The sequence below is a fragment of the Pseudodesulfovibrio karagichevae genome, from assembly GCF_041414475.1.
Lineage (GTDB): Bacteria > Desulfobacterota > Desulfovibrionia > Desulfovibrionales > Desulfovibrionaceae > Pseudodesulfovibrio > Pseudodesulfovibrio karagichevae.
In genome coordinates this window covers 1-24,897 of record NZ_JBGLYH010000024.1, presented here as the reverse complement: position 1 = coordinate 24,897, position 24,897 = coordinate 1, and the positions used below count along the sequence as shown (strand labels likewise).

The 24,897-nt window shown below is 64.2% G+C and carries 18 protein-coding genes and 1 tRNA gene; 9 read left to right on the top strand and 10 right to left on the bottom strand.

Annotation, left to right across the window (positions count from 1 at the left end):
• Positions 1-6 precede the first annotated feature (6 nt).
• Positions 7-2,310: a PAS domain S-box protein gene (locus AB6M95_RS09975; RefSeq protein WP_371386592.1), complete on the top strand. Its 2,304-nt coding sequence runs from the start codon at positions 7-9 to the stop codon at positions 2,308-2,310.
• Positions 2,311-2,445: 135 nt separating this feature from the next.
• Here AB6M95_RS09975 and sppA read toward each other — a convergent pair whose 3' ends face one another.
• Both sppA and AB6M95_RS09965 read right to left on the bottom strand, forming a co-directional pair.
• Complete coding sequence (sppA, locus tag AB6M95_RS09970; RefSeq protein WP_371386591.1) at positions 2,446-3,342, bottom strand: signal peptide peptidase SppA; 897 nt, start codon at positions 3,340-3,342, stop codon at positions 2,446-2,448.
• An 18-nt stretch (positions 3,343-3,360) separates the two neighbouring features.
• Entirely contained in the window at positions 3,361-5,211 is a 1,851-nt protein-coding gene (locus AB6M95_RS09965) for a 30S ribosomal protein S1 (RefSeq protein WP_371386590.1), read from the bottom strand.
• 357 nt (positions 5,212-5,568) lie between these two features.
• On the opposite strand from AB6M95_RS09965, the gene AB6M95_RS09960 reads away from it, so the two are divergent.
• Together AB6M95_RS09960 and AB6M95_RS09955 are read left to right on the top strand one after the other, a co-directional pair.
• Positions 5,569-6,117 carry a hypothetical protein gene (locus AB6M95_RS09960; protein ID WP_371386589.1) on the top strand — a complete coding sequence of 183 codons (549 nt, stop codon included), beginning with the start codon at positions 5,569-5,571 and terminating at the stop codon, positions 6,115-6,117.
• A 6-nt stretch (positions 6,118-6,123) separates the two neighbouring features.
• Positions 6,124-6,549: a pyrimidine dimer DNA glycosylase/endonuclease V gene (locus AB6M95_RS09955; protein ID WP_371386588.1), complete on the top strand. Its 426-nt coding sequence runs from the start codon at positions 6,124-6,126 to the stop codon at positions 6,547-6,549.
• A gap of 624 nt (positions 6,550-7,173) precedes the next feature.
• Here the strand turns inward: AB6M95_RS09955 and AB6M95_RS09950 are convergent.
• The 3 genes from AB6M95_RS09950 to speD form a co-directional block, all read right to left on the bottom strand.
• A complete protein-coding gene (locus tag AB6M95_RS09950; protein WP_371386587.1) occupies positions 7,174-8,097 on the bottom strand; it encodes a hypothetical protein in 924 nt (307 codons plus the stop codon).
• A 185-nt stretch (positions 8,098-8,282) separates the two neighbouring features.
• Positions 8,283-9,224 (bottom strand): spermine/spermidine synthase domain-containing protein, encoded by a 942-nt coding sequence (locus tag AB6M95_RS09945; RefSeq protein WP_371386586.1) that lies wholly within the window; start codon positions 9,222-9,224, stop codon positions 8,283-8,285.
• A complete protein-coding gene (gene speD, locus AB6M95_RS09940; protein WP_371386585.1) occupies positions 9,206-9,613 on the bottom strand; it encodes an adenosylmethionine decarboxylase in 408 nt (135 codons plus the stop codon). The genes AB6M95_RS09945 and speD overlap by 19 nt, the downstream gene beginning before the upstream one ends.
• Positions 9,614-10,012: 399 nt before the next feature.
• Between speD and AB6M95_RS09935 the strand changes: the two genes are divergently transcribed.
• Together AB6M95_RS09935 and AB6M95_RS09930 are read left to right on the top strand one after the other, a co-directional pair.
• Positions 10,013-10,429: a secondary thiamine-phosphate synthase enzyme YjbQ gene (locus AB6M95_RS09935; protein ID WP_371386584.1), complete on the top strand. Its 417-nt coding sequence runs from the start codon at positions 10,013-10,015 to the stop codon at positions 10,427-10,429.
• A 57-nt stretch (positions 10,430-10,486) separates the two neighbouring features.
• Positions 10,487-10,563, top strand: a tRNA-Arg gene (locus tag AB6M95_RS09930).
• A gap of 144 nt (positions 10,564-10,707) precedes the next feature.
• On the opposite strand, the gene AB6M95_RS09925 is transcribed toward AB6M95_RS09930, so the two are convergent.
• The 3 genes from AB6M95_RS09925 to AB6M95_RS09915 all read right to left on the bottom strand — a co-directional run bounded on the left by AB6M95_RS09925 (position 10,708) and on the right by AB6M95_RS09915 (position 16,533).
• Positions 10,708-12,861 carry a methyl-accepting chemotaxis protein gene (locus tag AB6M95_RS09925; RefSeq protein WP_371386583.1) on the bottom strand — a complete coding sequence of 718 codons (2,154 nt, stop codon included), beginning with the start codon at positions 12,859-12,861 and terminating at the stop codon, positions 10,708-10,710.
• A gap of 225 nt (positions 12,862-13,086) precedes the next feature.
• Positions 13,087-14,196, bottom strand: a complete 1,110-nt coding sequence (locus tag AB6M95_RS09920) for an NADH:flavin oxidoreductase/NADH oxidase (protein ID WP_371386582.1) — start codon at positions 14,194-14,196, stop codon at positions 13,087-13,089.
• 156 nt (positions 14,197-14,352) lie between these two features.
• On the bottom strand, positions 14,353-16,533 hold the full coding sequence (locus AB6M95_RS09915; protein WP_371386581.1) for a sensor histidine kinase: 2,181 nt from the start codon (positions 16,531-16,533) through the stop codon (positions 14,353-14,355).
• Positions 16,534-16,904: 371 nt separating this feature from the next.
• On the opposite strand from AB6M95_RS09915, the gene AB6M95_RS09910 reads away from it, so the two are divergent.
• Genes AB6M95_RS09910 through AB6M95_RS09895 form a run of 4 tightly spaced genes read left to right on the top strand, consistent with a single transcriptional unit; the run spans position 16,905 to position 21,836 of the window.
• The gene (locus AB6M95_RS09910) at positions 16,905-17,927 is read left to right on the top strand and encodes an ABC transporter substrate-binding protein (protein WP_371386580.1); all 1,023 of its coding nucleotides are present in this window, start codon (positions 16,905-16,907) and stop codon (positions 17,925-17,927) included.
• Between the two features lie 30 nt (positions 17,928-17,957).
• Complete coding sequence (locus AB6M95_RS09905) at positions 17,958-20,066, top strand: ABC transporter permease (RefSeq protein ID WP_371386579.1); 2,109 nt, start codon at positions 17,958-17,960, stop codon at positions 20,064-20,066.
• A 1-nt stretch (position 20,067) separates the two neighbouring features.
• Positions 20,068-21,165, top strand: coding sequence for an ABC transporter ATP-binding protein (locus AB6M95_RS09900; RefSeq protein ID WP_371386578.1), 1,098 nt, complete (start codon positions 20,068-20,070; stop codon positions 21,163-21,165).
• Positions 21,166-21,167: 2 nt separating this feature from the next.
• Positions 21,168-21,836, top strand: coding sequence for an HAD family hydrolase (locus AB6M95_RS09895; protein WP_371386577.1), 669 nt, complete (start codon positions 21,168-21,170; stop codon positions 21,834-21,836).
• 6 nt (positions 21,837-21,842) lie between these two features.
• Here the strand turns inward: AB6M95_RS09895 and AB6M95_RS09890 are convergent, their stop codons facing one another.
• The gene (locus AB6M95_RS09890; protein WP_442604685.1) at positions 21,843-23,867 is read right to left on the bottom strand and encodes a methyl-accepting chemotaxis protein; all 2,025 of its coding nucleotides are present in this window, start codon (positions 23,865-23,867) and stop codon (positions 21,843-21,845) included.
• A gap of 122 nt (positions 23,868-23,989) precedes the next feature.
• On the bottom strand, positions 23,990-24,796 hold the full coding sequence (locus AB6M95_RS09885; RefSeq protein ID WP_371386576.1) for an ATP-binding protein: 807 nt from the start codon (positions 24,794-24,796) through the stop codon (positions 23,990-23,992).
• Positions 24,797-24,897: the final 101 nt, after the last annotated feature.

Sequence of the window (24,897 nt, the reverse complement as noted above, 5' to 3'; positions counted from 1 at the left end):
AAACGGATGGCTGTTTCCATGCTCAAGCGCATCACCTACCTGATCCCCACGCTCATCGGCCTCATGCTCGCCGTGCTGGTCTACGTCGGCTATCGCACGGAGCAGGAAAACCATGCCCAGACGGTCCGCGCCAAGGTGGTACAGACCCTCAACGAGGGCAAGGCGAGCCTGGATTCGGCCATCGGCTCGGGCATCCACCTGATCAGCGCCATGGAGGCCTTCCTCAAGGTCAACCCGAACCTGAGCCAGGCCCAGTTCGCGGTCCTGGCCGACGCCCTGCTGGTGAACATGCCCGCCGTGCGCTCCCTGCAGCTGGCCAAGGACGACGTCGTGTCCCACGCCTACCCCTCCTGGAGCGCGGACAAGACCTTCGGGCGCAAGCTGACCCAGACCGGCCCCGTGGCCCTGCGCGGCCTTGTCAGCCGGGCCAAGGCCACCGGACGGCGGCAGATCCTGGCCCCGGACAAGCACGCCCTGGAGGCCGAGGAGATTGTCATCCTGGCCCCGGTCTTCCTGCCCGGCAAGGAGCTCCCGGAAAGCTACTGGGGCATGATCAGCGTCCACCTCGACGCCCCGGCCCTGTTCCGCTCGGCGGGCCTGGGCCTGTCCGGCGAAGTCCTCCTCGCCCTGCGCGAAAGGACCACCCAGGACGGCCGGGATTCCCTGCTCGCGGGCGACCCCGTGGTCTTCGACATGCACCCCCTGGTGCGCAGCGTCCACGTCCCTTCCGGCGAATGGCTCCTGGCAGCGGCTCCGAGCGGGGGCTGGACCGGCTCGCCCCACCGCAACTACATCCTCGCCTTCGGCCTCCTGGCCGTCGTGCTGATTCCGGCCTCCCTGTGGGCCGTGGCCGCCATCATCATGGGCCGCCTCAAGGACCGCGAGCGCTACTACCAGCTGGTCCACAGCGCCAAGTCCATCATCATGCGCATCAACATGGACGGCGACATCGTCTTCTGCAACGAATACGCCGAGGACTTCTACGGCTACAAGCCCGGCGAGCTGCTGGGCAAGCCCCTGGTCGGCACCCTGGTTCCGCGCAGGACCCTGGAGGGCCGCTCCATGCGGCGCTACCTCGACCGGCTGCTTATGGACCCCTCGGCCCACCCGTTCAACGAGACCATGAACGTGCGCAAGAACGGCGAGATCGTCTGGGTGGCCTGGGCCAACGACTCGGTGCGCGGCAAGGACGGGAGCAGCGTCGGCCTGCTCTGCGTGGGCACGGACATCACCGACCGCAAGCTCATGGAGGAGGCCCTGCGCCAGCGCGAAAAGCAGTACCGCCTCCTGGCCGAGAACGTCAGCGACATCATCTGGGGGCTGGACGCGGACTACCGCTTCACCTACGTCAGCCCCTCGGATGAGAGCGTGCGCGGATTCAAGCGCCCCGACGTCCTGGGGCGGCACATTCAGGATTTTCTCACCCCCGCCTCCAAGACCAAGTTCAAGGACATCCTCCGCGTGCTCGACGACCTGGCCGAGGACCAGGAGTCCGTCGCCTCGGTGACCGAGGATCTCGAATTCACCTGCACCGACGGCAATTCGGTCTGGCTGGAATCGCACCTCGGCATCCTCTTTTCCGAGGAGGGCGAACGCATCGGCCTGCAGGGCGTCAGCCGCGACATCTCCGACCGCAAGTTGGCTGAGGCCCTGCGCGAAGACGTGGAACGCATGGCCCGGCACGACCTCAAGACGCCGCTGGGCGCGGTTATCGGCCTGCCCGACGAAATCCGCCGCCGCGGCAACCTCGACGCCGCGCAGGAGGCCATGCTCGCGACCATCGAAAACGCGGGCGCGTCCATGCTCGAACAGATCAACCGCTCGCTGGACCTGTACAAGATGGAGTGCGGCACCTACGTCCTGGACCGCACCACCGTGGACGTGCTCGACGTTCTCGAACAGATCAAGGCCGAGGCCCTGCCCCACATCCGCGAAAAGGGGATCAGCGTGGGCATTGAGGTCATCGGCGACCAGGCGGCCGGAACCCTGCCCGTGTCCGCCGACGCCGAGCTTTTCCGCTCCATGCTCTGCAACCTCATACTCAATGCGCTCGAGGCCTCCCCTGAATCCGGGTCCGTGTCCATCGTCCTCGAAAGGCACGACGGCCTGACCATCACCATCCGCAACCAGGGCGAAGTCCCCCTGTCGGTGCGCGAGACCTTCTTCGACAAATACTCCACCTCCAGCCCGGCGCGCGGCTCGGGGCTGGGCACCTACTCCGCCCGCCTCATCGCCCGCACCCACGGCGGGGACATCGCGGTCGAAACCGGCGTCCCCGGCGAGACCAGCGTGATCGTGACCCTGCCCTGACCGCCCTCCCGGCACGCGACGATGCGCGGCCAGCCACGGTCACGGTACGCGCCGGATCGGGCACGGCCACGCCCCGCCGCACGTCTCGACGCACGGACGAAGGCGCGGCCGAACCCGCTGTCGGGCCTCGCCCGCCTATTTATAGAAGAATGACCAGCCCTGATGCAGGCTGGAGGAGAGATCGATCTTGAGGGAGCCCATGAGCTCCTGGACGAAGGTGCGCTCTTCGACCGGTCCTTCGACCAGCCGGGCGCGGCCCGTGATGCCGGCCTCCTTCTTGAGCTCGTCGATGGCGTCGGCCTGGGTGCCGATGCGGTCGATCAGCCCGAGGGACACGGCCTGGCGGCCGGAAACGGCGCGGCCGTCGGCGATGGCGGCCACCCGGGCGCGGTTCATGCCGCGCGCCTCGGCCACGTCGTCCACGAACTGGTCATGAAGGTCCTGCATGAGGTCGAGCATCTGCTCGCGCTGGGCGTCGCTCAGGTTGCGCAGCGGCGAGCCCGCACCCTTGTACCTGCCGGTGGTCAGCACCTCGGGCTTGATGCCGAACTTCTCCATGGCGTCGGCCACGGTGATGAACTCGGCCATGACCCCGATGGAGGCGGTGATGGACCCCGGATTGGCGTAGATGAGCCGCGCCGGGCAGGAGGAGTAGTAGCCGCCGGACGCGGCCACGGTGCCGTAGGACGCGATGACCGGCTTGACCTGATTGAGCTTCTTGACCGCTGCGTAGATCTCCTGGGAGGGGGCGATGGCCCCGCCCGGGGAGTTGACGCGCAGGAGCACACCCTTGACCGAGCCGTCGTCTTCCAGGGAGCGGATGAAGGCGACCACCCTGGAGGAGTCGACGATCATGCCGTCCACGTGGACGATGCCGATCTTGTCGCCGGACAGGGCGAAGGTGCCGGGCGTCCAGCCCATGGAACGGAAAAAGGCCATGACCCCCGTAATGAGGGCCATGGCCAATATGATCATCATCACCCCGAACAGAAGGGGGTGGCGCTGGGAGAAACGGTCTTTGGTCCCTGCCATGCGCATGACGTTGTTACCTTACTTGGTCTCTTCTTCCTCGGCAGCGGCTTCTTCGGCCGGAGCTTCGGATTCGACGACCTCTTCGACCGGGGCCTCTTCGACAGCGATGGCGGCCTCTTCCTCTTCGGCGGCGGCCAGGGCGTCACCGGCGGCTTCCTCCAGCTTCTCGCGGAGCAGGTCGCCCAGGGTGGAACCGGCGCTCACGCTGTCGCCACCAAAGGACTTGGACTTGCCGCCGCTGGCGCGGGCGGGCTCTTCCTTGGTCTGCTTGATGGACAGGCCCAGACGGCGCTCGTCCGCGGACACGTGGATGACCTTGGCTTCGATGGTGTCGCCTTCCTTGAACATCTCGGAGGGGGACTTGATCTTCTTGCGGCTGATCTCGGAGACGTGCACCAGCCCCTCGATGCCTTCCTCGACCTCGACGAAGAGACCGAAGTCGGTGATGTTGGTGACCACGCCGTTGACCTTCTGGCCCACGGGGTACTTGGCCGGGACCTGGGTCCACGGGTCTTCGGTCAGCTGCTTGACGCCCAGGGTGAACTTCTCGTTCTCCTTGTCCACGGTGAGGACCTTGGCCTGGACGGAGTCACCGACCTTGTAGACCTCGGAGGGGTGGCGGATCTTCTTGGTCCAGGAGATGTCGGACACGTGGATCAGGCCGTCGATGCCCTCCTCGATGCCGATGAACACGCCGAACTCGGTGATGTTCTTGATGGCGCCCTCGAGGACGGTGCCCTCGGGGTACTTCTCGGCCACGACATCCCACGGGTTCGGGGAGATCTGCTTCATGCCGAGGCTGATGCGCTTCTTCTCGGGATCAACGCCCAGGACGACGACTTCGACTTCCTCGCCGACCTTGACCATCTGGGACGGGTGGCGGAGCTTGCGGGTCCAGGACATCTCGGAGATGTGGACCAGGCCTTCCACGCCGTTCTCCAGCTCGACGAACGCGCCGTAGTCGGCCAGGTTGGTGATCACGCCGGTGAAGCGGGAACCCTCGGGGTACTTCTCGGCGATGTTTTCCCACGGATCGGGCACGAGCTGCTTGAGACCCAGGGAGACCTTCTGGCCTTCGCGGTCGAAGTTGAGGATCTTCAGTTCCAGATCGTCGCCCAGGCCGACCATCTCCTTGGGATGCTTGATGCGCTTCCAGGACATGTCGGTGATGTGCAGCAGGCCGTCGAGGCCGCCCAGGTCGATGAACACGCCGTATTCGGTGATGTTCTTGACCTTGCCCTGCACCACCTGGCCCTCTTCGAGGGTCTCCAGCAGCTTGTCGCGCTGCTCGGAACGCATCTCCTCGAGGAGCACGCGGCGGGAGACGATGACGTTGGAACGGCGGCGGTTGATCTTGAGGATCTTGAAATCGAATTCCTGGTTGACCAGGGCGTCCATGTCCGGGACCGGGCGCAGGTCGACGTGGGAGCCGGGCAGGAAGGCTTCGACGCCGCCGAGATCGACGGTGTAGCCGCCCTTGATGCGACGGATGATCCGGCCGACGGCTTCGCCGTCCTTCTCCTGGAGTTCTTCCAGTTTATCAAAAAGCTGCATCCGCTTGGCCTTGTCACGGGACAAGTAGATGGTGCCTTCGGCTTCGTTCTTGCGGGCGACGAACACGTCGACCTTCTCGCCGACCTTGACGGCGACGGTGCCGTCCGGCTCGGTGAATTCGGAAACGGGGATCTGGCCTTCGGACTTGAAGTTCACGTCGACCAGCACGTAGTCCTTGTCGACCTTGACGACTTCACCGGAAACGATGGTCCCTTCGTCCAGGTCTCCGAAATCGGAGTTCAGATACTCGTCGAGAGCATCGGCAAAGTTCATTTCCATTTCGGGCATTTCAACAGATTCGTTAGTTTTTTCCATGGGTTACCTCCACAACGGACCTCGGGCAAAGTAGTTTTAACGTATATTTTCAAGATGAGGGTTCCGTGCTGGCGGGTCATCGTTTCCGAGGCAGGCGAGCCCCGTTCACACGGTCGGTCTTGGCGGCCGATCCCGACATCTTTACGCTCTTTTGAGGAAAATGAGCAATTCAAACAATTTATGAATGAGCTATTCTCCCATAATAAGAAGAGTCATGTACGTAGCGGAAATATAGGACCCTGTAAACCCTTTTTTGGCAAGGATTCGGCACCGGTCGGCGGGCCCTCCGGCACTCACCCTTTGCCTATCCCGGACGAGTTGTGTAGTGTGCGGACAGACTGTGACATGGAGGACGGAATGTCGGATAATCGTTTTGAAATCTTCCTGACCGAAGCGCGGGCCGGGTGGCTGGAAGCCCGGCTGGTGTCAGACGATTCCCACTTCGACCTGAGCGTCAATTCCAATTTCTCCGAGCCCATCAAGGACCTGTTCCGCTGCCTGTGCGACGTGCGCGGACTGGACGCGCCCACGGACATGGAGGTGGACTACCGCCACACCGAGTTCGAATGGGGCGGCGAGGGCTGGCTCTACTACTGGGAGGTCACCCCCCGGCCCGGCGGCGTGCTCGACATCGTGGTCGACTTCAAGGGCAAACGCGAGGTGGACGGCGAGGAATACCCCGTCTGGAAGATCGAGACCTCCACCACCTGGGACGGGTTCGCCCGCCAGGTTTTCACCCAGGCCTCCGAGCTGCTCTGGATGTACGGCTTCAGCGGCTACTACGCCCGCTGGCAGAAGGACTTTCCGGCCGGGGAGATGATGCGCCTGGGCCACCTGCTCCACGGCCTGCCCGCCGACACCGACGATTTCGCCCGCGAACTGGGCTATCTGGCCGAGACGAGGTAGGCAGCCATGCGGCTGTGGACCGTCCATCCCCGCTTCCTGGACACCAAGGGCCTGACCGCGGCCTGGCGCGAAGGCCTTCTGGCCCGCAAGGTCCTGCGCGGCCTGACCAAGGGCTACACCAACCACCCCCAGCTCATCCGCTTCCGCAACCACCCGGACCCGCTTTCGGCCATCGACGCCTTTCTCACGGCCATCCTGCACGAGGCCCGCAACCGGGGCTACAACTTCGACGCCTCGAAAATCGACGAACACGCCCAAGCCGCGCCCATCCGCGAAACCACCGGCCAGCTCGACTACGAGTGGCGCCACCTGCTCGCCAAACTCGAACAACGCGACCCCGACCGCTTCGAGGATTCCCGCAACCTACGCCCCGCTCCCCACCCGCTGTTCGTCCTGGTCAAGGGCGGCGTGCAGGACTGGGAAAAGCGGTAGTTTTTAGCGTTCATCGCCTCCCACGCGCTCCTGCCGAAAACACCAAAGGGCGCGGAAGGAGACCCTGTGGGGGAAAACTCCCCATGGCTGGGAAATTACAGGCTTAAGCCCGAACCGTCTTAGCCAACAAAACAAAAGCCCCGGCAGAGTTTCCTGCCAGGGGCTTGTTTCATTCTTCACGGGCTCCGATGGCTAAACGGACTAAGGCAAAGCTCCTGTCAAAGTCCATATGGTGCCGGAGTCCATACTTTGGTTCAGTATGGAAACAGTCGCATGCGTTGCTCCCCTTTGATTGGCTGGATCTCCGGTGACCAGCACAGACGCGGCAATCACTCCCGCTGCTACGGTTTGCGACCCGATTTGAACTTGAAGGTTCGTGTCCCCTGCCGCGGTTCTTCCCTGCATGTCAAGTCGTGCAACGCCGCTCCTATGCAACGTACCGGCTCCGCGTCCCAGATCCGCAAACGTCAGCAGGTTGATCACAGCCTGACAATCTACTCTTTCCCGCGCATTGGGGACATATCTTCCTCTAATCTGGTTACCGGTATTTGTCTTCGTCAAAGGCATGATGACCTCTTTTGTTACAAGAAATCAGTGGAATCAACTTCACTCCGCCGTTGCGGCTTACGCTTTCCCCGTATCGACAACTGCCGGCGTAAGTTTATTATTCAACTCATCCATTGAAAGACCACTCATTTTTGTGAGAAGCGATTGGATTTGATCCCGTTGTTTCGCCACCTGAAAAGGATTCATCTCCCAATCCTCATCCATATAGTTGCACTGGAAGTCGATCTCAGTCACCGTGGCTTTGTGCATGGACATCTGCCATGTTCTTGTGTTTATTTTGAGGTAAAACAGGCGCAGATGGGGAAGTTTGATGTCCATTCCGGGCACTTCCTCGAAAGTGTACATGAACAGCAGGTGGTCTACTGTTTTTAATTGATCGTTGAACTCAATCTTCTTCAAAGACTCTACCACTGACTTCAAGACCCCATCCAAGGCTATCAATGTGGCCTTTGGGAACGAAAAGGCCTTAAACAGGTCGCTTAAAAAATCCAAGTGGAATTCCATTCTCTTGTAGGTCTTGGTGATCGACTGTGCCGTTTGATTGCGGAGGTTCAGAAAGCCGCCCATGGCCGATGTGGTAACATAGTTCAGCGCGCTGGCGCATGCCTGCGTAAAGGCAGCCGCTTCCGTTTTATTGCTGATGTCGTATGCCTTGTTGCCATGGTCGGCATACACTTTTTGCATCCCGTAGACGTTTATGAAACTGTTTAGCAACAATATGTCTTGAAGGTGTTGCCAGTCGTCGGGGGTAATGTCGTTGTTATCAACGGCGGCGATGCTGGTTGATCCGGGAGCCTTGCTTTGGTCGTCCAGCATTTGTGCAAGTGTCTTGGGTGCGTCCGAGCACGCAGCTTCAAGCGCCATCATCGCCATGGTGTGCAAGGGAGAAGTCCTCTCGTCGAGCCTCTCCGAAGGCGATGTTTTGAGACGAGTTTGAAGCAAACTGTAAAGGCTTGTTACTGAATAATTGGTAGATTTCATGACGTTCTCCTAGTGGTAAAATTATATGAATAAATATTCACAATTAGTTTTTATATAGACCATGCGACCACCCGAAGCAATACTGATCTTGCAAAAAGTTTCCCCCTCCGGCCGCCGGAGGCGTCAAAAAAGGCCGGACCGGTGCGCATGCACCGGCCCGGCCTCATTTAATTGCGTATGCGGGGCTACGACTTGACGCCGGTGCCGGTATAGCGGGCCGGGTCGTCGAGGGTGGACAGGGTTTCGCCCCTGGCCACCTTGTCGCGCAGGTATTTGGGCGGGCTCATGAGCCCGCGCAGGGCGATGCCGTCAAAGAACCGAAGTTCGCCGTCCACGTTTTCCGCCAGGAAGGCGTTCACCTTGGCGGGTTCCGGGTCGGTATCCAGCGGCTTGAGCGCGCCGAGGGCGAAGCCGAGCGGGACCACGTAGGTGGGGGTGCAGGAGAAGAAGTGGGTGACGTTCTCGAACACGGTGCCCAGGGTGCGCACGATGCGCGCGTGGCCGTCGTCGAACGGGGGCGTGACCGGCCCCGCCTGGATGACGAACACGCCGCCCGGGGCCAGGGCCTCGCGGCAGGTGGTGAAGAACTCTTTGGTGAAGAGATTCATGGCCGGACTGTCCTCGAGCGGGTCGGACAGGTCGCAGATGATCACGTCCCAGGAGCCGCCCTCCTTTTCGAGCACTTCGAAGGCGTCGCCGAAACGGATCTCGGCGCGCGGGCTCTGGAAGCAGCCCTGGTGGATGTTGCCCAGGTGCTCCTGGCAGGCGTCGTAGACGACCTTGTCGATCTCGACCTGGACGGCCTTGGTCACGGACTTCCACTTGAGGACCTCGCGCACGGCCCCGCCGTCCGCGCCGCCCAGGACCAGTACGCGCGACGGCGCGCCGTGCTGGTACAGGGCGGTGTGGACGAGCGGCTCGTGGTAGAGGAACTCGTCGCGCTCGGAGACCTGCCACTTGCCGTCCAGGACCAGGCCAGCGCCGAAGGTCTTGGAGCGGACGATGGACATCTCCTGGTATTCGGTCCGCTTGAATTCGAGGATCTGCTCCACCCCATGGAGGTGGACGTCGTCCTCGGTCATGTATTCGGTAATCCAGTAATCGCTACTCAGCCTCGAACCTGCCACAGCGTCGCCTCCTCTTTCGGGGTCAGGGGATGGTGGCACCCGCAGCCGTTGCCGCGCGGCAGCACGGTCAGGGTATGGTCGGCGGCCTGGAATTCGCGCACGAAATACTCGCAGGCGACCCGGGGCTTGGCGGTTTCGCCGCAGGTGAAGATATCCACGGCCGCATAGCCCGATTCGGGCCAGGTGTGGATGGAAATATGGGATTCCGCGAGCAGGGCCAGGGCGGTGACTCCCTGGGGCTCGAACTTGTGACTTGTGATGTCGAGCAGAGTGGACATCGCCCGCTGGGAAGCGGCGATCATGGTTTCGAGAATGAGTTGCTCGTCGTCGAGCAGATGGGAAGGACAACCTTTGAGTTCAAGAATACAATGCACACCGACAGTGTTCATTCATCAACACCTCGTGATTAAATGGTTTAGTGACCGAAACACCTCCTTGCCTTACGGGCCGGGCCGTTTGCCCCGCCTTCAACTAAACACATAAAACCCCCTTGGTACGGTTGGCCCGCGCCGACATGGCGCGAACCCGGCGGGAGCCGCATCCGGGGGGGTGCATTCCCCAGGGGCGTCCCGCGCGCCCGCCGTAGTTCGGATCGGTCAATCCTCGCTGACGGCGAACCATTGGATGGAGCTTGTACGCAAGAATTTCGCGAATGCAAGCACTATTTTCCGCTTTCCCGGGATTGTGACCAAATCCAGGCCGGGCAAAGGCTCTCGCCGCGCCGCAATGCGTCCGGTCCGCACTTTTTTTCATGGTCCGCCGGGTGCGGTTGTGCTAGGGGAAACGATATGAAATCCTATCGCAAAGAACTCTTTTTCGAGGTCCCGACGCGCCGGGCGTTCGTGAACATTACCGAGGACGTGGAGGCCTGTCTGCGCGAATCGGGCATCCGGGAGGGGCTGTGCCTGGTCAACGCCATGCACATCACCGCCTCGGTCTTCATCAACGATGACGAGCCGGGCCTGCACCAGGACTACGAGGTCTGGCTGGAGAAGCTGGCCCCGCACGAACCGGTCTCGCAGTACCGGCACAACGGGTACGAGGACAACGCCGACGCGCACATGAAGCGCCAGGTCATGGGCCGCGAGGTGGTTGTGGCCGTAACCGAAGGCCGCCTCGACTTCGGCACCTGGGAGCGCATCTTCTACGGCGAGTTCGACGGCCGCCGCAGAAAACGGGTCCTGGTCAAGATCATCGGCGAATGACCCCCGCCGAATATCCTTGACCTCTGCCGCCCGCCTTGATTAATGAGACAACCACGCGCGCCAGTAGCTCAGGTGGATAGAGCATCGGCCTTCTAAGCCGACGGCCGTGGGTTCGAATCCTACCTGGCGCACCATGGAATCTCGAGGACTTGCAGTTGCGGCTGCAAGTCCTTTTTCTTGGGACGGCTGGAACCCCGGCATGCGGCTGGCGGCGGATTTCGAGAAAAAAGGGGCGGGACCTTGCGGTCCCGCCCCTTTGGTTTGGTTGTTCGGATCGTCTAGAAGCGTTCGAAGTCGTCCTGGTCGTCCATGCCCATTTCGAGGGCCAGGCCCTTGGGCTGGGCCGGGGCGGGCTTGCCTCGGGTGATGGCCGGGGCGGACTTTCTCCTGACCACCTTGGTGGTGGAGGCGTAGCGGGAGCCGCCTTCCTCCACGTGGAAGAAAGCCATGACTTCCTGCAGGTGCCTGCCCTGCCCGGCCAGTTCCTGGCTGGTGGAGGCCATCTCCTCGGACGCCGAGGCGTTCTGCTGGATGACGTTGTCGAGCTGGGCGATGGCCTGGTTGATCTGGGTCGCGCCCGCGTTCTGCTCGTTGCTGGCCGCGGTGATCTCCTGGACCAGCATGGCGGTCTTTTCGATATCCGGGACCAGCAGCTTGAGCATCTCGCCCGCCTTTTCGGCGACCTCCACGCTGCTGCTGGACAACTCGCTGATCTCCGAAGCGGCCTCGCCGCTCCGTTCGGCCAGCTTGCGGACCTCGGCGGCCACGACCGCGAAGCCCTTGCCGTGCTCGCCCGCACGGGCCGCCTCGATGGCCGCGTTCAGCGCCAGCAAGTTGGTCTGCCGGGCGATTTCCTCGACGATGGAGATCTTCTCGGCGATGCTGCGCATGGACACCACGGTCTTTTCCACGGCCTCGCCGCTGACCCGCGCGTCATTGGCCGCCTTGGTGGCCAGGGTGTCGGTCTCCTGGGCGTTCTGGGCGTTCTGGGCGATGTTCGAGGTCATCTCCTCCATGGACGAGGTGATCTCCTCAATGGAGGCGGCCTGCTCGGTCGCGCCCTCGGACACGGACTGCGACGAGGCGGACAGTTCGGTGCTGCCGTCCGCCACGCTCTCGGAAGCGGACTTGACGTCCACGACCACGCCCTTGAGCTTGTCGGCCATGTTCTTCAGGGTTCTGGAAAGCGCGCCGATCTCGTCCTTCTGCTTGACGTCGATGCGGTTGTCCACGAAGTCGCCGCCCGCGATCTTCTCGGCGAAGGCCACGGCCTTGCGCACCGGCGCGACCAGACTGTTGGCCAGGAACCACAGGACCAGACAGGCCAGGACCACGATAGCCGCCCCGGCGCTGACGCCGATGACGATGTTCTCCTGCGAGTTGCTGGCCATGAATTCCGTGAGCTGCTGGGCGTCAGCAAAGACCACGCCGCGGTCGACCTCGATCAGGATGCCCCAGGGCGTCCCGGTCCGGCCCAACTGGATCGGGGCGCTGACGTCGACGTTCTCCTTGTCCGGAGCCATGTCCACATAGGACTTGCCGCCCTGGATGCTGTCCACGACCGCTTTCCAGTCGCCCTTGTAGACGTCCTTGAGCGGCTTGCCCACCGCTTCGGGGTTCTGGCTGTCTGCGACCATGATGCCGAGATAACTGACGACCTGCACGTGGGCCTTGCCGTCATACAGGGATTTGGCCACTTCCTCGCTCAGCTGCTGGATGAACTTGAGCCGCAGGTCGGTGCCGGCGATGCCCAGGAACTTCCCGTCGAGCATGATGGGGGCGGACATGGTGGTCAGCCACTCCTGGCGGCCCTGCACTATGTAGGGGAAGGGATCAAGGATGTTTTCCTTGTGCCGCTGGCGGGGGAACAGGTACCAGCCGCCCTTGGTCACCCCGTTGGGATGCTTCGAGGCGTCCTCGTAGCCGACCAGGGCCTGGCGCGCGATGCGGCCGTTCTCGTCCCGGTTCCAATAGGGAACGAACCGCCCGGTTTCGTCGTGTCCCGTGGAGTTGTTCCCGGCATGGAGGGAATCCTTGCCGTCCAGGGCGTTGGGCTCCCAGGCGCTGTAGGCGCCCAGGAATTCCGGGTTGTTCTCCAGGACCCTGAGCAGGATGTCGTTGAACGCCGCGCGCAGGTCGAAGGTGGCCCCGGCGCCCGAGGCCTTCCTGACGGCATTGAAGGCGTCGGCGATGGTCCGCGCGCTGTCCAGGTTGATGTTCAGCTTCTGGCTGATGTTCCCGGCCTCGCGCTGGGCAATGGCCGTCAGGCTCTGGCGCGTCTGTTCCTCGATAAGCTCATTGACCTTGGCACCCACGAACCGCTCCGATCGCGACTGGGAAATCATCTGGATGCCGACCAGCACCACGACGGTTGTAAGGAGGCACCCTCCGGCCATGACGACAATTTTGGTCTTGATGGATTTGAACTGCATACTCCCACCTGCTGTTTGGGCGGAATCCCCACCGACGCCAAGGCCGGTTCGACCCACCGATAGTCTCATATGCGCCGACAATACCCGCAGTATTCGCCCGTAGCTATTATTATATCGCAACGGTGATATGCCGTTTTTCACCGGTGCCGCCTGGGCCCGGACACAGGAACGCCACGGAGGAATGGTCTTCCGGGGCGTCGTTCCGCCTGTCGCCCGCGAACGGGCCTACCGCTCGTCGCTGGCCCTGTAGCGGTCCAGCCAGTGAGCGTAGGACTCGGGCAGGGTGGACCAGCCCGGGTTCTCAATGCCGTAGGCCTTGGCCAGGGCGTAGGGATAGTGCGGGTTGGCCAGGTGGCGGTGGCCGAGCATGACCAGGTCGAGCTGCTCCTTGGCCAGGACGTCTCGGATGATCTCCGGGGTGTCCACGCTCCAGGCCGCCGACACCGGGATGCCGACCTCCTTTCGGATGCGGGCCGCATAGGGCACGACCAGGGCCGGGCCCCACGGGATGTTCGCCTCCGGGGTGGAGAAGCCCAGGCTGACGTCGAGCAGGTCCAGGCCGAGGGCCTTGAAGTCCCTGGTCAGGCGTATGGCGTCGGCGACCGTCTCCTCGTCCCGGCCGTCGAACTCGATGACCCCGAGGCGGGCGGCCAGGGGCAGCCGTTCGGGCCAGACCTCGCGGACGGCGGCCAGGGTCTCGCGCAGGAACCGGCCGCGCCCGGCCAGGTCGCCGCCATACTCGTCCGTGCGCTTGTTGGCGTGCACCGACAAAAAGCTCTGGCCCAGGTAGCCGTGGGCGAAGTGCAGCTCCAGCCACTCGAACCCGGCGTCGCGGGCGCGGCGCACCGCGCCGACGAAGTCCGCCTGGACGCGCCGGATGTCCTCAAGGGTCATCTCGCGGGGCACGCGCGGCAGGTTCACGCCGAAGGGCACGGCCGACGGGGAGATGGGCTGCCACGCCCTCGGGTCGTCCTCGGCCATGTGGTCGTCGCCCTGCCACGGCACGTTGGCGCTCGCCTTGCGGCCCGCGTGGCCGAGCTGGATGCCGGGTACGGCCCCGGCCCGCTTGATGCTCGCCGCGATCTTCGCCATCTCCCCGGCCTGGGCCTCGTTCCACAGGCCAGTGCAGCCCGGGGAGATGCGCCCCTCGGGCGAGACCGCCGTGGCCTCCACGATGACCAGCCCGGCACCGCCCCGGGCCAGGGACGGATAGTGGATCTCGTGCCACTGGTTGGGCACTCCGTCCACGGCCTGGTACTGGCACATGGGCGGCACCACGATGCGATTGCGCAGGGTGACGTCCTTCAACGTGAATGTATCGAATGCGTTGGCCATGATTCCTCCGATATGTTCTGTCGGGTTGTTGTCGTGTCTGCGGGGCGCGCCGGGCACCGGCCGGGAAACGTCCTTACCGCAAGGTTAGGCCCAAGCGGCGGCCTTGTCACGGCCAATCCGGGAAAAAAGGGGAAGGTCGGCGAGGGCCGGGAACCGTCACGCGCCGGACAGGAGGATGGAGATGACCGTGGTGTCGTCCTCGTCCGAGGTGTCGAGGCGCAGGACGTAGCCCATGGCGTCGGCCATGAGCTTGGAGGAGTAGGTGCCGAGCCCGGTGCCGCGCTTCTTGCCCCAGGTCTTGTACTTCTCGAAGAACTGGTCGCGGATCTCCGCCGGAACCGCTCCCCGGTTGCGGATGCGGATCTCCCGGCACGGAACGCCCTCGATGCGCACCTCCACGGAACCGCCGTCGGGCGAGGCGTCCACCGCGTTGGCGATGAAGTTGGAGAGCATGTGGTAGAGCAGGTCCTTGTCCGACCGGATGCGGCAGTCCACGCCGCAGGCCGCCCGCTCCACGGACAGGTCCAGGGAGATGTTCTTGGTCCGGGCCGGGCCGGCGTGGTCCTCGAGGACCATCTGCACCACCTCCAGGGCATCCACCTCGGCCGGGGCGTACTCGTAGACCCCGGTCTCCATCTTGAACAGGTCCAGGGAGTGGTTGACCATGTCCAGGATCCGGTACCCCGTGCTCTCGATGAGCCGCACCAGGGTCTCCTGCTGTTCGGTCAGGTTCCCTTCCTCCAGGAGCAGCTGGGGGATGCCGATGACCCCGTTGAGCGGGCTCTTGAGATCGTGGCGCATGATCTGCTCCACGTCCTCCTTGAGCTTTTCCAGGGCCTTGCGGTCGGTGATGTCCTCGAAGGTGGCCACAAAATTGACCAGCGCGCCCTGCCGGTCGGTCACGGGCGCGATCATGACGTGCTCCCAGAACCGGTCGCCCCGGCCGTTGCGGCGGGACACGTCTCCCTGCCACAGGCGGCCCGCCCGCAGCGCCTCTCCGGCCTCGCGGACCACGGGGTCCAGCTGGTCGTCCGCCAGGAACAGGGCGATGTCGCGGCCCAGGGCGTCCGCGCCGGTGATCTCCTGGCGCCCGTAAAAGGCCGGGTTGCCGTATTCGATGATCCCGTCGATGGAGGCGACGACGATGCCGATGGGGCTGCTCTCCACGGCCCGCTGGAGCTGCCTGAGTTCACGCTCGTGGAGCTTGCGCTCGGTCACGTCCCGGTCCACGCCCCGATACCCGGCCACCCGGCCCTCGGCGTCGAGAATGGGCACGCTGCGCGTCTCCATGACCACCTCCCGCCCCTCGAGGCCCAGGAAAGTGTTCTCGCGATGCACCGCCGCCCCGCTCCTGGCGGCCTGGCGGAAAGCCTCGCGCGCGGGCCCGGCATGGTCGGCGGACATGAAGTCGAACGGCGTCATGCCGAGCATCTCTTCCGGGCCGTAGCCGAGGATGGCCGGGGCCAGGGGGCTGACGTAGGTGTAGCGCAGCTTCCCGTCCACCTCCCAGATGAGGTCCCGGGAACTCTCCACCAACCCCCGGAACTTGGTCTCCGAATCCTGCAGGGCGCGGAAAAGCACCGTGTGCGGCGCGGTGATGCCAGTGGCCACCAGGGCCCGGTAGATGAAATAGAAGGAAAAGAGCTTGAAATAGTGGCCCACCAGGTTCGAGAAGCCGTAGTTGCTGATGTAGAAGGTGAAGGCCAGCTCCGAGCAGATGGTGAACACCAGGGACCAGACCAGCCAACGGTGGACCACCGGATCGAACCGGTCGCGCATGCGGAAGAGCAGCCAGGTGGCCGCCCCGAGGATCAGGCAGATGATGTACTCGCTGATCTTCTTGAACGCGGTCAGCCCGGTCCCGTCAACAAAGCAGACCGGGAATATCTTCCACCAGAAGATGGCCGCCACGATCACGGCGGTGATGGCGAAATAGGCCGAGAAGACCCGGACCGCGTTCACGGACCGGCTCTCCCTGAGGAACCAGAAGGCGGCCAGCAGGGAGAGGCTCTCCATGTAGCGCGTGGCTATCCACACCTGGTTGGCGTAATAGTCGTAGTCGGTGAAGATGCCCATGCCCTTGTAGGACATGGTGTGCAGGAGGTCGAGAAAGGCGACGAACAGGTAGGCGATGGCCAGGAAGAGCAGGTAGTTGCTTTTGATGTAGTAGCGCGAGTTCCAGCCGATGGTGAAGATGCCGAAGGCGACCACGATGGAGAACATCTCGACCATGGTATGGAAGAGGAGGTAGTTCCGGAGGCTGGCCAGATAAAGCCCGAGCAGAACGATAACGGCGAGAGTCACCTTGAAGAGAAGGGATGTGGACTTCGTGTGCAAGATTTCCTCGGAGGTTGCGGCGCTGTTCTTCGCTCCCGGCAAACGGGGATCAAGCATCCTTATACGGAATCCGGATGGCAATGTACAATTATAACAGGGGCGCTTTGGCGACATGAACGTTGCAGGAATGCGCCATGTCCATTCAGGCCCGCCTCCTCGCCCCGCATCCCGGCGCCCGGCCCGCCCGGGCCGCGGCCCGTCATCCGCCCGGCAATTCTTCGTTTTCCCAATGCAAAATCGACGGAAACGTATTGCCTCGTTTCTTTCACTTTGTTACATGGTTGTGACATTTGTGTTACATTTTAGTGACGCAAACCGGGGATCCCTTGGGATCACGCCACCGAACCAGACAACTTTCGAGGAGAACGACAATGAAACGGTTCACCATGTTTCTCGTGCTCGCCTTTGCGCTCGGCATGGCCACCGCCAGCTTCGCCAAGGGCCGCCTAGTCATCTACTGCTCCAACGAGCCCTTCGCCTGCCAGGCCGTGGCCGACGCCTTTGCCGAGAAGTACGGCGTCAAGGTCCAGATGACCCGCTCCGGGTCCGGGTCCACCTACGCCAAGATCCTGGCCGAGAAGGACAACCCCAAGGGCGACGTCTGGTACGCGGGCACGCTCGATCCCCACTCCCAGGCGGGCGTGAACGGCCTGCTCGAATCCTACGAGTCCCCCATGCTCAAGGAGATCAAGCCCGAGTTCCAGAACCCGGCCACCTCCAGGCAGCACCACTCCGCAGGCGTGTACGCGGGCGTGCTCGGCTACTCGGTCAACACCGAGGTTCTCAAGGAGAAGGGGCTGCCCATGCCGCACTCCTGGGCCGACCTGACCAAGCCCGAATACAAGGGCACCATCCAGATGGCCAGCCCGCAGAGCTCGGGCACGGCCTACACCGTGCTGGCGACCATGGTCCAGATCATGGGCGAGGACCAGGCCTTCGAGTACATGGCCAAGCTGCACAAGAACATCAACCAGTACACCAAGTCCGGCTCGGCTCCGGGCAAGGCCGCCGCGCGCGGCGAGACCATGATCGGCATCGGCTTTTTGCATGACCACGCCCTGCAGAAGGCCAACGGCTTTCCGCTGGAACTGGTCGTGCCCACCGAGGGCACCGGCTACGAAATCGGCGGCCTGTCCATCATCAAGAACTGCCGCAACATGGACAACGCCAAGCTGTTCGTGGACTACATGCTCAGCGCCGAGGGCCAGGAGGTGCCCCAGCGCGTGAAGATGTTCCAGGTCCCGACCAACGTGAACGCCGCGGTGCCGCCCGAGGCCATCCGCCTGGATCAGGTCAAGCTCATCGACTACGACTTCGTCAAGTACGGCTCCGAGGAGATGCGCGCCCACCTGATCGACCGCTGGGTCGTGGAAATCAAGCCCCTGGAGCGCTAGACCTCCGCAGCGAAACCGTCCGCAATGCACATGAAAAAACACACCGCTCCGGGAGAGGTCGGCCCCTGGGTCATCCTCTCCTGGGTGGCGGTCGCCCTGCTCGCCTACTGGCTGCTGCCCTGGGTCGCCCTGGACTACGGACTGACCGACTCCACCTGGGAGGAGATCGTCGAAGCCCTGGGCTGGAAGTACAGCAGCCTGACGCTGGCCGTGCCCGCCTATCTCTGCCTGATCGCCCCGTTCGCCTTCGCCCGCCTGTCGCCCAGGGGGCGGGGCTGGTTCCTGACGACGGCGGCCGGGGTCGGCATCGCCGCCATCCTCTACGCCTTCATCGACACGCACACCTCCATCGGCCTGGGCGCGGGCGTGGTCGTCATGTCCCTGGCCACCCTGGGGGCCATCGGCCTGTCCGAGCTCGGCTTCCAGCGGGGCGACACCTTCATCGCCGGGGCCGTGATCTTCGTCATCCTCATGGTCGCGGCCTTCATCTTCTTTCCGGTCTGGGAGATCTTCAACCGGCTGATCTTCGACGAGGCGGGCCACATCGACCTGCTCCAGTTCTTCAAGATCGCCACGGTCCACGGCATCGGCCGGGTCATCTGGAACACCCTGCGCCTGGCCTTCTCCGTGGGCGCGGCCACCACCCTGTTCGGCCTGCTCTTCGCCCTGTACGCCGTGCGCGCCACGACGAGGCTGCGCTACCTGATCCGGGTCTTCTACATCCTGCCGATCATCACCCCGCCCTTCGTGGTCGGCATGTCCCTGATCCTGCTCTTCGGCCGGGCCGGGATGATCAACGACGCGCTCATGTACCTGATCGGACCCCACGGCGTATTCACCCCGGAGAACGCCGCCTGGTTCTTCGAGCGGTCCGGGTACATATACGGCTTCACCGGCATCTTGGTGGCCCAGGTCCTGTCGCTCACGCCCATCAGCTACATGGTCATCTCGGGCATGCTCACCTCCATCAATCCGGCCATGGAGGAGGCCTCCCTGACCATGCGCGCCGACCGCTGGCAGACCCTGAAAAACGTCACCCTGCCCCTGCTGCGCCCGGCCATCGCCAACGCCTTCCTGCTGGGCATGATCTCGTCGGCCGCCGACTTCGGCAACCCGCTGGTCCTGGGCGGCGAGTACGACGTCCTGTCCACGGAAATCTATTTCTCCATCGCGGGCTCGCAGCTCGACTTCACCAAGGCCGCCGCGCTGGGCCTGATCCTGTTGCTTCTGTCCCTGACCGTCTTTCTGATCCAGAAAAAATGGGTGGGCAAGCGGTCCTACGTCACGGTCACGGGCGTGGAGACCTCGGGCAACGTCACCCCGCTGCCGCGCGGCCTGCAAAAGGCCCTGACGGGCTTCATCGGTTTCTGGCTCGTCCTGGTGGGCGTGCTCTACGTGTCCATCTTCCTGGGCGGCTTCGTCCGCCAGTGGGGCGCGGACTACACCCTGACCATGAAGCACCACGCCGAGCTGTGGCTGAACGGCTTCTCGTCCGGGGCATGGCCGTCCTTCTTCCACTCCGTGACCTACTCGGTCATCGCCGCGCCCCTGACCACCCTGCTCGGCATCCTCATCGCCTTCATCCTGACCCGGCGCACCTTCCCCGGCCGGGCGGTCATCGATTTCGGCACGGTGCTCATCTTCGCCATCCCGGGCACGGTCATCGGCGTGGCCTACATCCTGGCCTACAACACCCCGCCCATCGAGCTGACCGGCACGGCGGCCATCCTGATCATCACCATGGCCATCCGGGCCATGCCCGTAGGCATACGCGGCGGCATGTCGGCGCTGAGCCAGATCTCGACCAACCTCGAAGAGGCGTCCCTCCTGCAGCGGGCAGGCAGCTTCCGGACCCTGCGTTCGGTGCTCCTGCCGCTGCTCAAATCGACCATCGTCTCGTCCATGGCCTACAGCTTCATCCGGGCCATGACCACGGTGTCGGCGGTCATCTTCCTGGCCACGGCCGGGACCGACGTGGCCACCACCTACATCCTCTCCCGGGTGGAGAGCGGCGAGACCGGCGTGGCCGTGGCCTACGGCTCGGTCCTGATCCTGACCATGCTCATTTTCACCCTGCTCGTGCAGGCCTTCACCGGCAGGTCCAAGACCGACCGCCAGGTGGAAACAACCCGAGGCTGACATGAACGAAAGCTCCATCAAGGTGACCCTGGAAAAGGTCTCCAAGCACTTCGGCAAGGTCCGGGCCGTGGACGAAATCGATATCGAGTTCGCCCCCGGCACCCTGACCACCCTGCTCGGCCCGTCCGGCTGCGGCAAGACCACCCTGCTGCGCCTGGTCTCGGGCCTGGAGCCGGTCACCTCGGGCCGTATCCTGTTCGGCGACGAGGACGTCACCAAGCTGTCCGCCACCCGGCGCGACGTGGGCATGGTCTTCCAGTCCTACGCCCTGTTCCCGCACATGACCGTGGAGCAGAACGTGGGCTACGGCCTGACCGTCATGAAGCAGCCCCGGGACCGGATCCGCGAGCGGGTCCGCGAGGTCCTGCGCATGGTCGACATGGACGGCTACCAGAGCCGCTACCCCAACGAGCTGTCCGGCGGCCAGCAGCAGCGCGTGGCCGTGGCCCGGGCCATGATCCTGTCGCCCAAGGTCCTGCTCTTCGACGAGCCGCTCAGCAACATCGACTCCAAGCTGCGCCGGAGCATGCGCGACGACATCCGCCGCCTCCAGCAGGACTCGGGGATCACCTCCATCTACGTGACCCACGACCAGGCCGAGGCCCTGGCCGTGTCCGACGAGATCATCATCATGCGCAAGGGGAAGATCGAGCAGAAGGGCGAACCGCGCTCCCTGTACCACAAGCCCGAGACCGCGTTCGTGGCCAACTTCATCGGCGAGTCCAACTTGGTCCGGGGCGAGTTGTCCAGCCGGGGCGGAAACAAGGTGGTCACCTTCGGCGACGCCGAGGTGGAGCTGCCGTTCAACGACCGCACCGATCACGTGGACGGCCCGGTCAGCCTGTCCCTGCGGCCCGAGGTCATCGAGATCGTGCCCAAGGAGGAAGACGCGCCCCACGCCCTGTCCGGGGTGGTCCGCCAGAACGCCTACATGGGCCCGGTCATCGAGTACACCATCGACACGGACTGCGGCCCGGTGTTCACCCGCGCCCCGGCCTACGCGGGCCTGTTCCGGCCCGGCGACGCGGTCCACGTGCGCGTGCGCCCGGACGAGGTCATCATCATCCCCGAGAACGGGAACAACGCGGAAGCCTCCTGACCATGGCCATGGATTTCGCGGTCCTCTTCGACATGGACGGGGTCCTGTTCGACTCCGAGCCCATTCATGAGCGGATATTTTCGGAATATGCCGAGGAACTCGGCTTCGCCTTCCCGCCCGACGAGTACGTCCGGCTGATCGGCACCTCCAGCGTCAGCCAGTGGCGGTTGATGAAGGAACGCTTCGCCCTCCCCGGCACGCCCCAGGAGCTGTCCGACGCCAAGATGGAACGCTACAAGGCCTTCCTGCGCGCCGCCACCGGGCTCGACCCCATCCCCGGCGTGCCGGAGCTGCTGGCCGGGCTGCGCACCGAAGACGTCCCCTTCGCCCTGGCCTCGTCCAACACCACAGACGTCATCGAGGCCACGCTCTCGGCCATCGGCCTCACGCCGCTCTTCGTCACGTATGTGGGGGGAAACGACGTGACCGTCGCCAAGCCCGCGCCGGACATCTTCCTGCTGGCCGCCCAGCGGCTGGGCGCGGACCCGGCCCGCTGCGTGGTCATCGAGGACTCGACCAACGGCATCCTGGCCGCCCGGCGCGCGGGCATGACCCCGGTGGGGTTCGAGAACCCCAACTCGCCGGGCCAGGACCTGAGTGGGGCCGCCCTGAGGGTGTCCACCCTGGCCGGGCTGACCCCGGCCCGCCTGCTCGCGCTATTGCCGGACTAGGCCGGGCTAGAACTTCTCGAAATCCTGGTCGTCGCCCATGTCCAGGGCCAGACCGGCGCCCTTGCTCCCGGCACCGCGCCCGGCCTTGGTCGGAGCCGCGGGCAGAGACTTGGCGTTCGACCGCCGGGCCACCACCGTGGCCCGGCCGCCCGACGCCACCTTGAAGAAGGTCATGGCCTCGGCCAGGGCCTGGGCCTGGGCGGACAGTTCCTCGCTGGTGGAGGCCATTTCCTCCGAGGCCGAGGCGTTGCCCTGGACCACGTCGTCCAGCTGGGTGATGGCCGCGCCGATCTCGTTCACGCCCTTTTCCTGCTCCAGGGAGCTGGAGGCGATCTCCTGGATCAGCTCGGCCGTGCGCCCGATCTGCGGCACCAGCTCGTCGAGCATCCGCCCCGCCTTGTCGGCCACGCCCATGGAGGCCGCGGACAGGTCGCCGATCTCCTCGGCCGCCTTGCCGCTGCGTTCGGCCAGCTTGCGGACCTCGGCCGCGACCACCGCGAACCCCTTGCCGTGCTCCCCGGCTCGGGCCGCCTCGATGGCCGCGTTCAGCGCCAGCAGGTTGGTCTGGCGGGCAATCTCCTGGATGATGGTGATCCGCTCGGCAATGGACTTGAGCGCGCCCATGGCTTCTTCCACGGCCTGGCCGCTCTCCCTGGCCCCCGAGGCCGCCTTGCTGGCGATGGCCTCGGTCTCCTGGGCGGAACGGGCGTTGGTCCGCACCCCGGCGCTCATTTCCTCCATGGAGGCGGAAATCTGTTCGATGGACGCGGACTGCTCCACCACGGACTGGGACAGGGACTGGGCCGAGGCGGACAGCTCCTCGCTGCCTGCGGACACGCTGTCCGTGGCCGCGTTCACGTCGGCCACGACCTTGTTCAGCCGGTCGGCCATGCCGGTCAGGGCGGCGGCCAACTGGCCGACCTCGTCATTCTGGTGCAGGTCCACCGTGGCCGTCAGGTCGCCGGTGGACACGATGTGGGCGAACTCCATGCCCTTGCGCAGCGGCCCCACGATGCCCCGGGCGATGATCCAGGCCAGGAACACGCCGAGGAACACGGAGACGATGCCGAAGACCATGACGCCCATGCGGGTGCTGGCCGCCTTTTGCAGCATTTCCTCGTCGGTCATGATGTTCGCGGAGATGAGCTCCATGCTCTTGTTCAGCAACTCCTGGACCTTGTTCAGGGCGGGCACCGTGACCCCGGCATAGATGGCCTTGGCCTCGTCATACCCCTTGATCCGGGCGTCGTTCAGGCCGAGCACGCCGTCGATGGCCGTCAGGGTCTCCTCGCCCAGGGGCGCGGTGATGTCCCGATACCATTCCTGAGCCTTGGCCCGGTTGCCCGAAGCCAGTTCGGTGTCGATCTCGGCGGCGGATTCGTGCAGAGAGCGGTGCGGTTCGAAAATCTTCTGGACCAAGGCCCCGAACTCGGGGTCGTCCTTCATGCGCTTGGTCGTGTCCTCGGAGTAGAGCCATTTGCCGAAGGCGCACTTGTGCGGATCGGTCTGCACGCCCGTGCTCGTGCTCGCGGGATTGATGAGCGCGTCCTTGACCGTGCCCATCCAGCGCAGGTGGTCGAGCTTCTTGTCGCGCAAAAAAGACCCCAGCTCCACATCGGCCGGGGCATACTTCTTGGCGATCTCCACCGCCGATTCATGCAGCGTGTTGTGATAGTTCTCGATCTCGGCCATGAGCGGCTTCAGCCCGGGAACCAGTTTCTCGGCCTCGAGCCGGGCATCGCTGTAAAACCATTTGCCGAAAGCGCACTTGTGCGGATCGGTCTGCACGTGAAGCTCGTTCACGTTGGTATTGGTCAGCAGTTCGTTGACCTTCTCCGACCATTTGAGGTGGTCCACCACCTTTTGCGTGAAATTCCCGCGCAGCTTGTTGCCGGTAATGACTTCCTTGGCATTGCGCACGATGCCGTTGATGCCGAACAGCGCCCACCCCCCCAGCACCATCAGCAGCAACAGTATCGAACCAAACCCAATAGCGAATTTGAAGCAGAGTTTACAATCTTTCCAACCCATCGGCCACCTCCCGAACACTCGTCATTGCATACCAGACCCTTGCCCCTACGCACGAACGTGTGCCGCAAAACGGGTTTGTGCAATTATAAATCTCCGGGAAGATACGAAAATTACAGTATAGCTTATCCGTTATTCCAACTCTCGGAAGGCCGCCGGGCCGCGAGCCGGTTCAGCAGGGCGCGCACCAGTCCGTCCAGCCTGTCGCTCTCGGGCAGCCCGAGCACGGACGCGTCCGTCATCTGCCGCTCGGCCAGGCCCGCCAGGGGCGGCACGGACAGCCGCCACTCGGGCAGGCCGTCCAGCCGAGGCGGCTCCCCGCCCTGGTGCCGGTTGAGCACCAGCGCCTGGTTGTCCAGCCCCAGGTCAGCGGCCATGCGCCCGACCTCGGCCCCGGTCATGAGCGAGCGCATGGACGGCTCCGAAACCACCACCAGTCCGTCCACATGGGCCACGGTGCCCCGCCCCAGATGCTCCACGCCCGCCTCCAGGTCCACCAGCACCCACTCGTCGCGGTCCATGACGATATGCGCCAACAGCGCCTTCAGCAGCGCGTTGGCGTCGCACGCGCACCCGCCGCCCGCGTTGGTCACCGCGCCCATGACGATCAGCCGCTTGCGCCCCGGCTCCACGCCCGGCAACGGCTCGCCGCCCAGCGGCACGTCCACGGCCAGCTCCTCGGGCAAATCGCCCACCTCGGGATTGAGATTCAGAAACCCGCCCTCGTGGATGCGCTCGCGCACCAGATCGCCGCGCCGGACCAACGGCTCGGGCAGCGCGTCCGCACCCAGCCCCGAGGCCTGGCCCAGGGACAGCGCCGTGTCCGCGTCCACCAGCCAGACGTTCCTGCCGCTGCGGGCCAGCCAGTCCGCCACCCACGCACACAACGAGGTCTTGCCCACGCCACCCTTGCCCGCAAACGCTATTTTCATGGAAGATGCCTCCGGCGGCCGGGGGAAGGGGAGGAAAAACCCTTTGAAAAGGGTTGTTTCCTCCCCTTCCCCCGGACCCCCATCGCCTCGGGCGCGATCAC

Coding starts and splice junctions, on each gene's coding strand:
- AB6M95_RS09975 (WP_371386592.1), top strand. CDS start 7: ATGGCTGTTTCCATGCTCAAGCGCATCACCTACCTGATCCCCACGCTC.
- sppA (WP_371386591.1), bottom strand. CDS start 3,342: ATGGCAGGGACCAAAGACCGTTTCTCCCAGCGCCACCCCCTTCTGTTC.
- AB6M95_RS09965 (WP_371386590.1), bottom strand. CDS start 5,211: ATGGAAAAAACTAACGAATCTGTTGAAATGCCCGAAATGGAAATGAAC.
- AB6M95_RS09960 (WP_371386589.1), top strand. CDS start 5,569: ATGTCGGATAATCGTTTTGAAATCTTCCTGACCGAAGCGCGGGCCGGG.
- AB6M95_RS09955 (WP_371386588.1), top strand. CDS start 6,124: ATGCGGCTGTGGACCGTCCATCCCCGCTTCCTGGACACCAAGGGCCTG.
- AB6M95_RS09950 (WP_371386587.1), bottom strand. CDS start 8,097: ATGAAATCTACCAATTATTCAGTAACAAGCCTTTACAGTTTGCTTCAA.
- speD (WP_371386585.1), bottom strand. CDS start 9,613: ATGAACACTGTCGGTGTGCATTGTATTCTTGAACTCAAAGGTTGTCCT.
- AB6M95_RS09935 (WP_371386584.1), top strand. CDS start 10,013: ATGAAATCCTATCGCAAAGAACTCTTTTTCGAGGTCCCGACGCGCCGG.
- AB6M95_RS09925 (WP_371386583.1), bottom strand. CDS start 12,861: ATGCAGTTCAAATCCATCAAGACCAAAATTGTCGTCATGGCCGGAGGG.
- AB6M95_RS09920 (WP_371386582.1), bottom strand. CDS start 14,196: ATGGCCAACGCATTCGATACATTCACGTTGAAGGACGTCACCCTGCGC.
- AB6M95_RS09910 (WP_371386580.1), top strand. CDS start 16,905: ATGAAACGGTTCACCATGTTTCTCGTGCTCGCCTTTGCGCTCGGCATG.
- AB6M95_RS09905 (WP_371386579.1), top strand. CDS start 17,958: ATGAAAAAACACACCGCTCCGGGAGAGGTCGGCCCCTGGGTCATCCTC.
- AB6M95_RS09900 (WP_371386578.1), top strand. CDS start 20,068: ATGAACGAAAGCTCCATCAAGGTGACCCTGGAAAAGGTCTCCAAGCAC.
- AB6M95_RS09895 (WP_371386577.1), top strand. CDS start 21,168: ATGGCCATGGATTTCGCGGTCCTCTTCGACATGGACGGGGTCCTGTTC.
- AB6M95_RS09890 (WP_442604685.1), bottom strand. CDS start 23,867: ATGGGTTGGAAAGATTGTAAACTCTGCTTCAAATTCGCTATTGGGTTT.
- AB6M95_RS09885 (WP_371386576.1), bottom strand. CDS start 24,796: ATGAAAATAGCGTTTGCGGGCAAGGGTGGCGTGGGCAAGACCTCGTTG.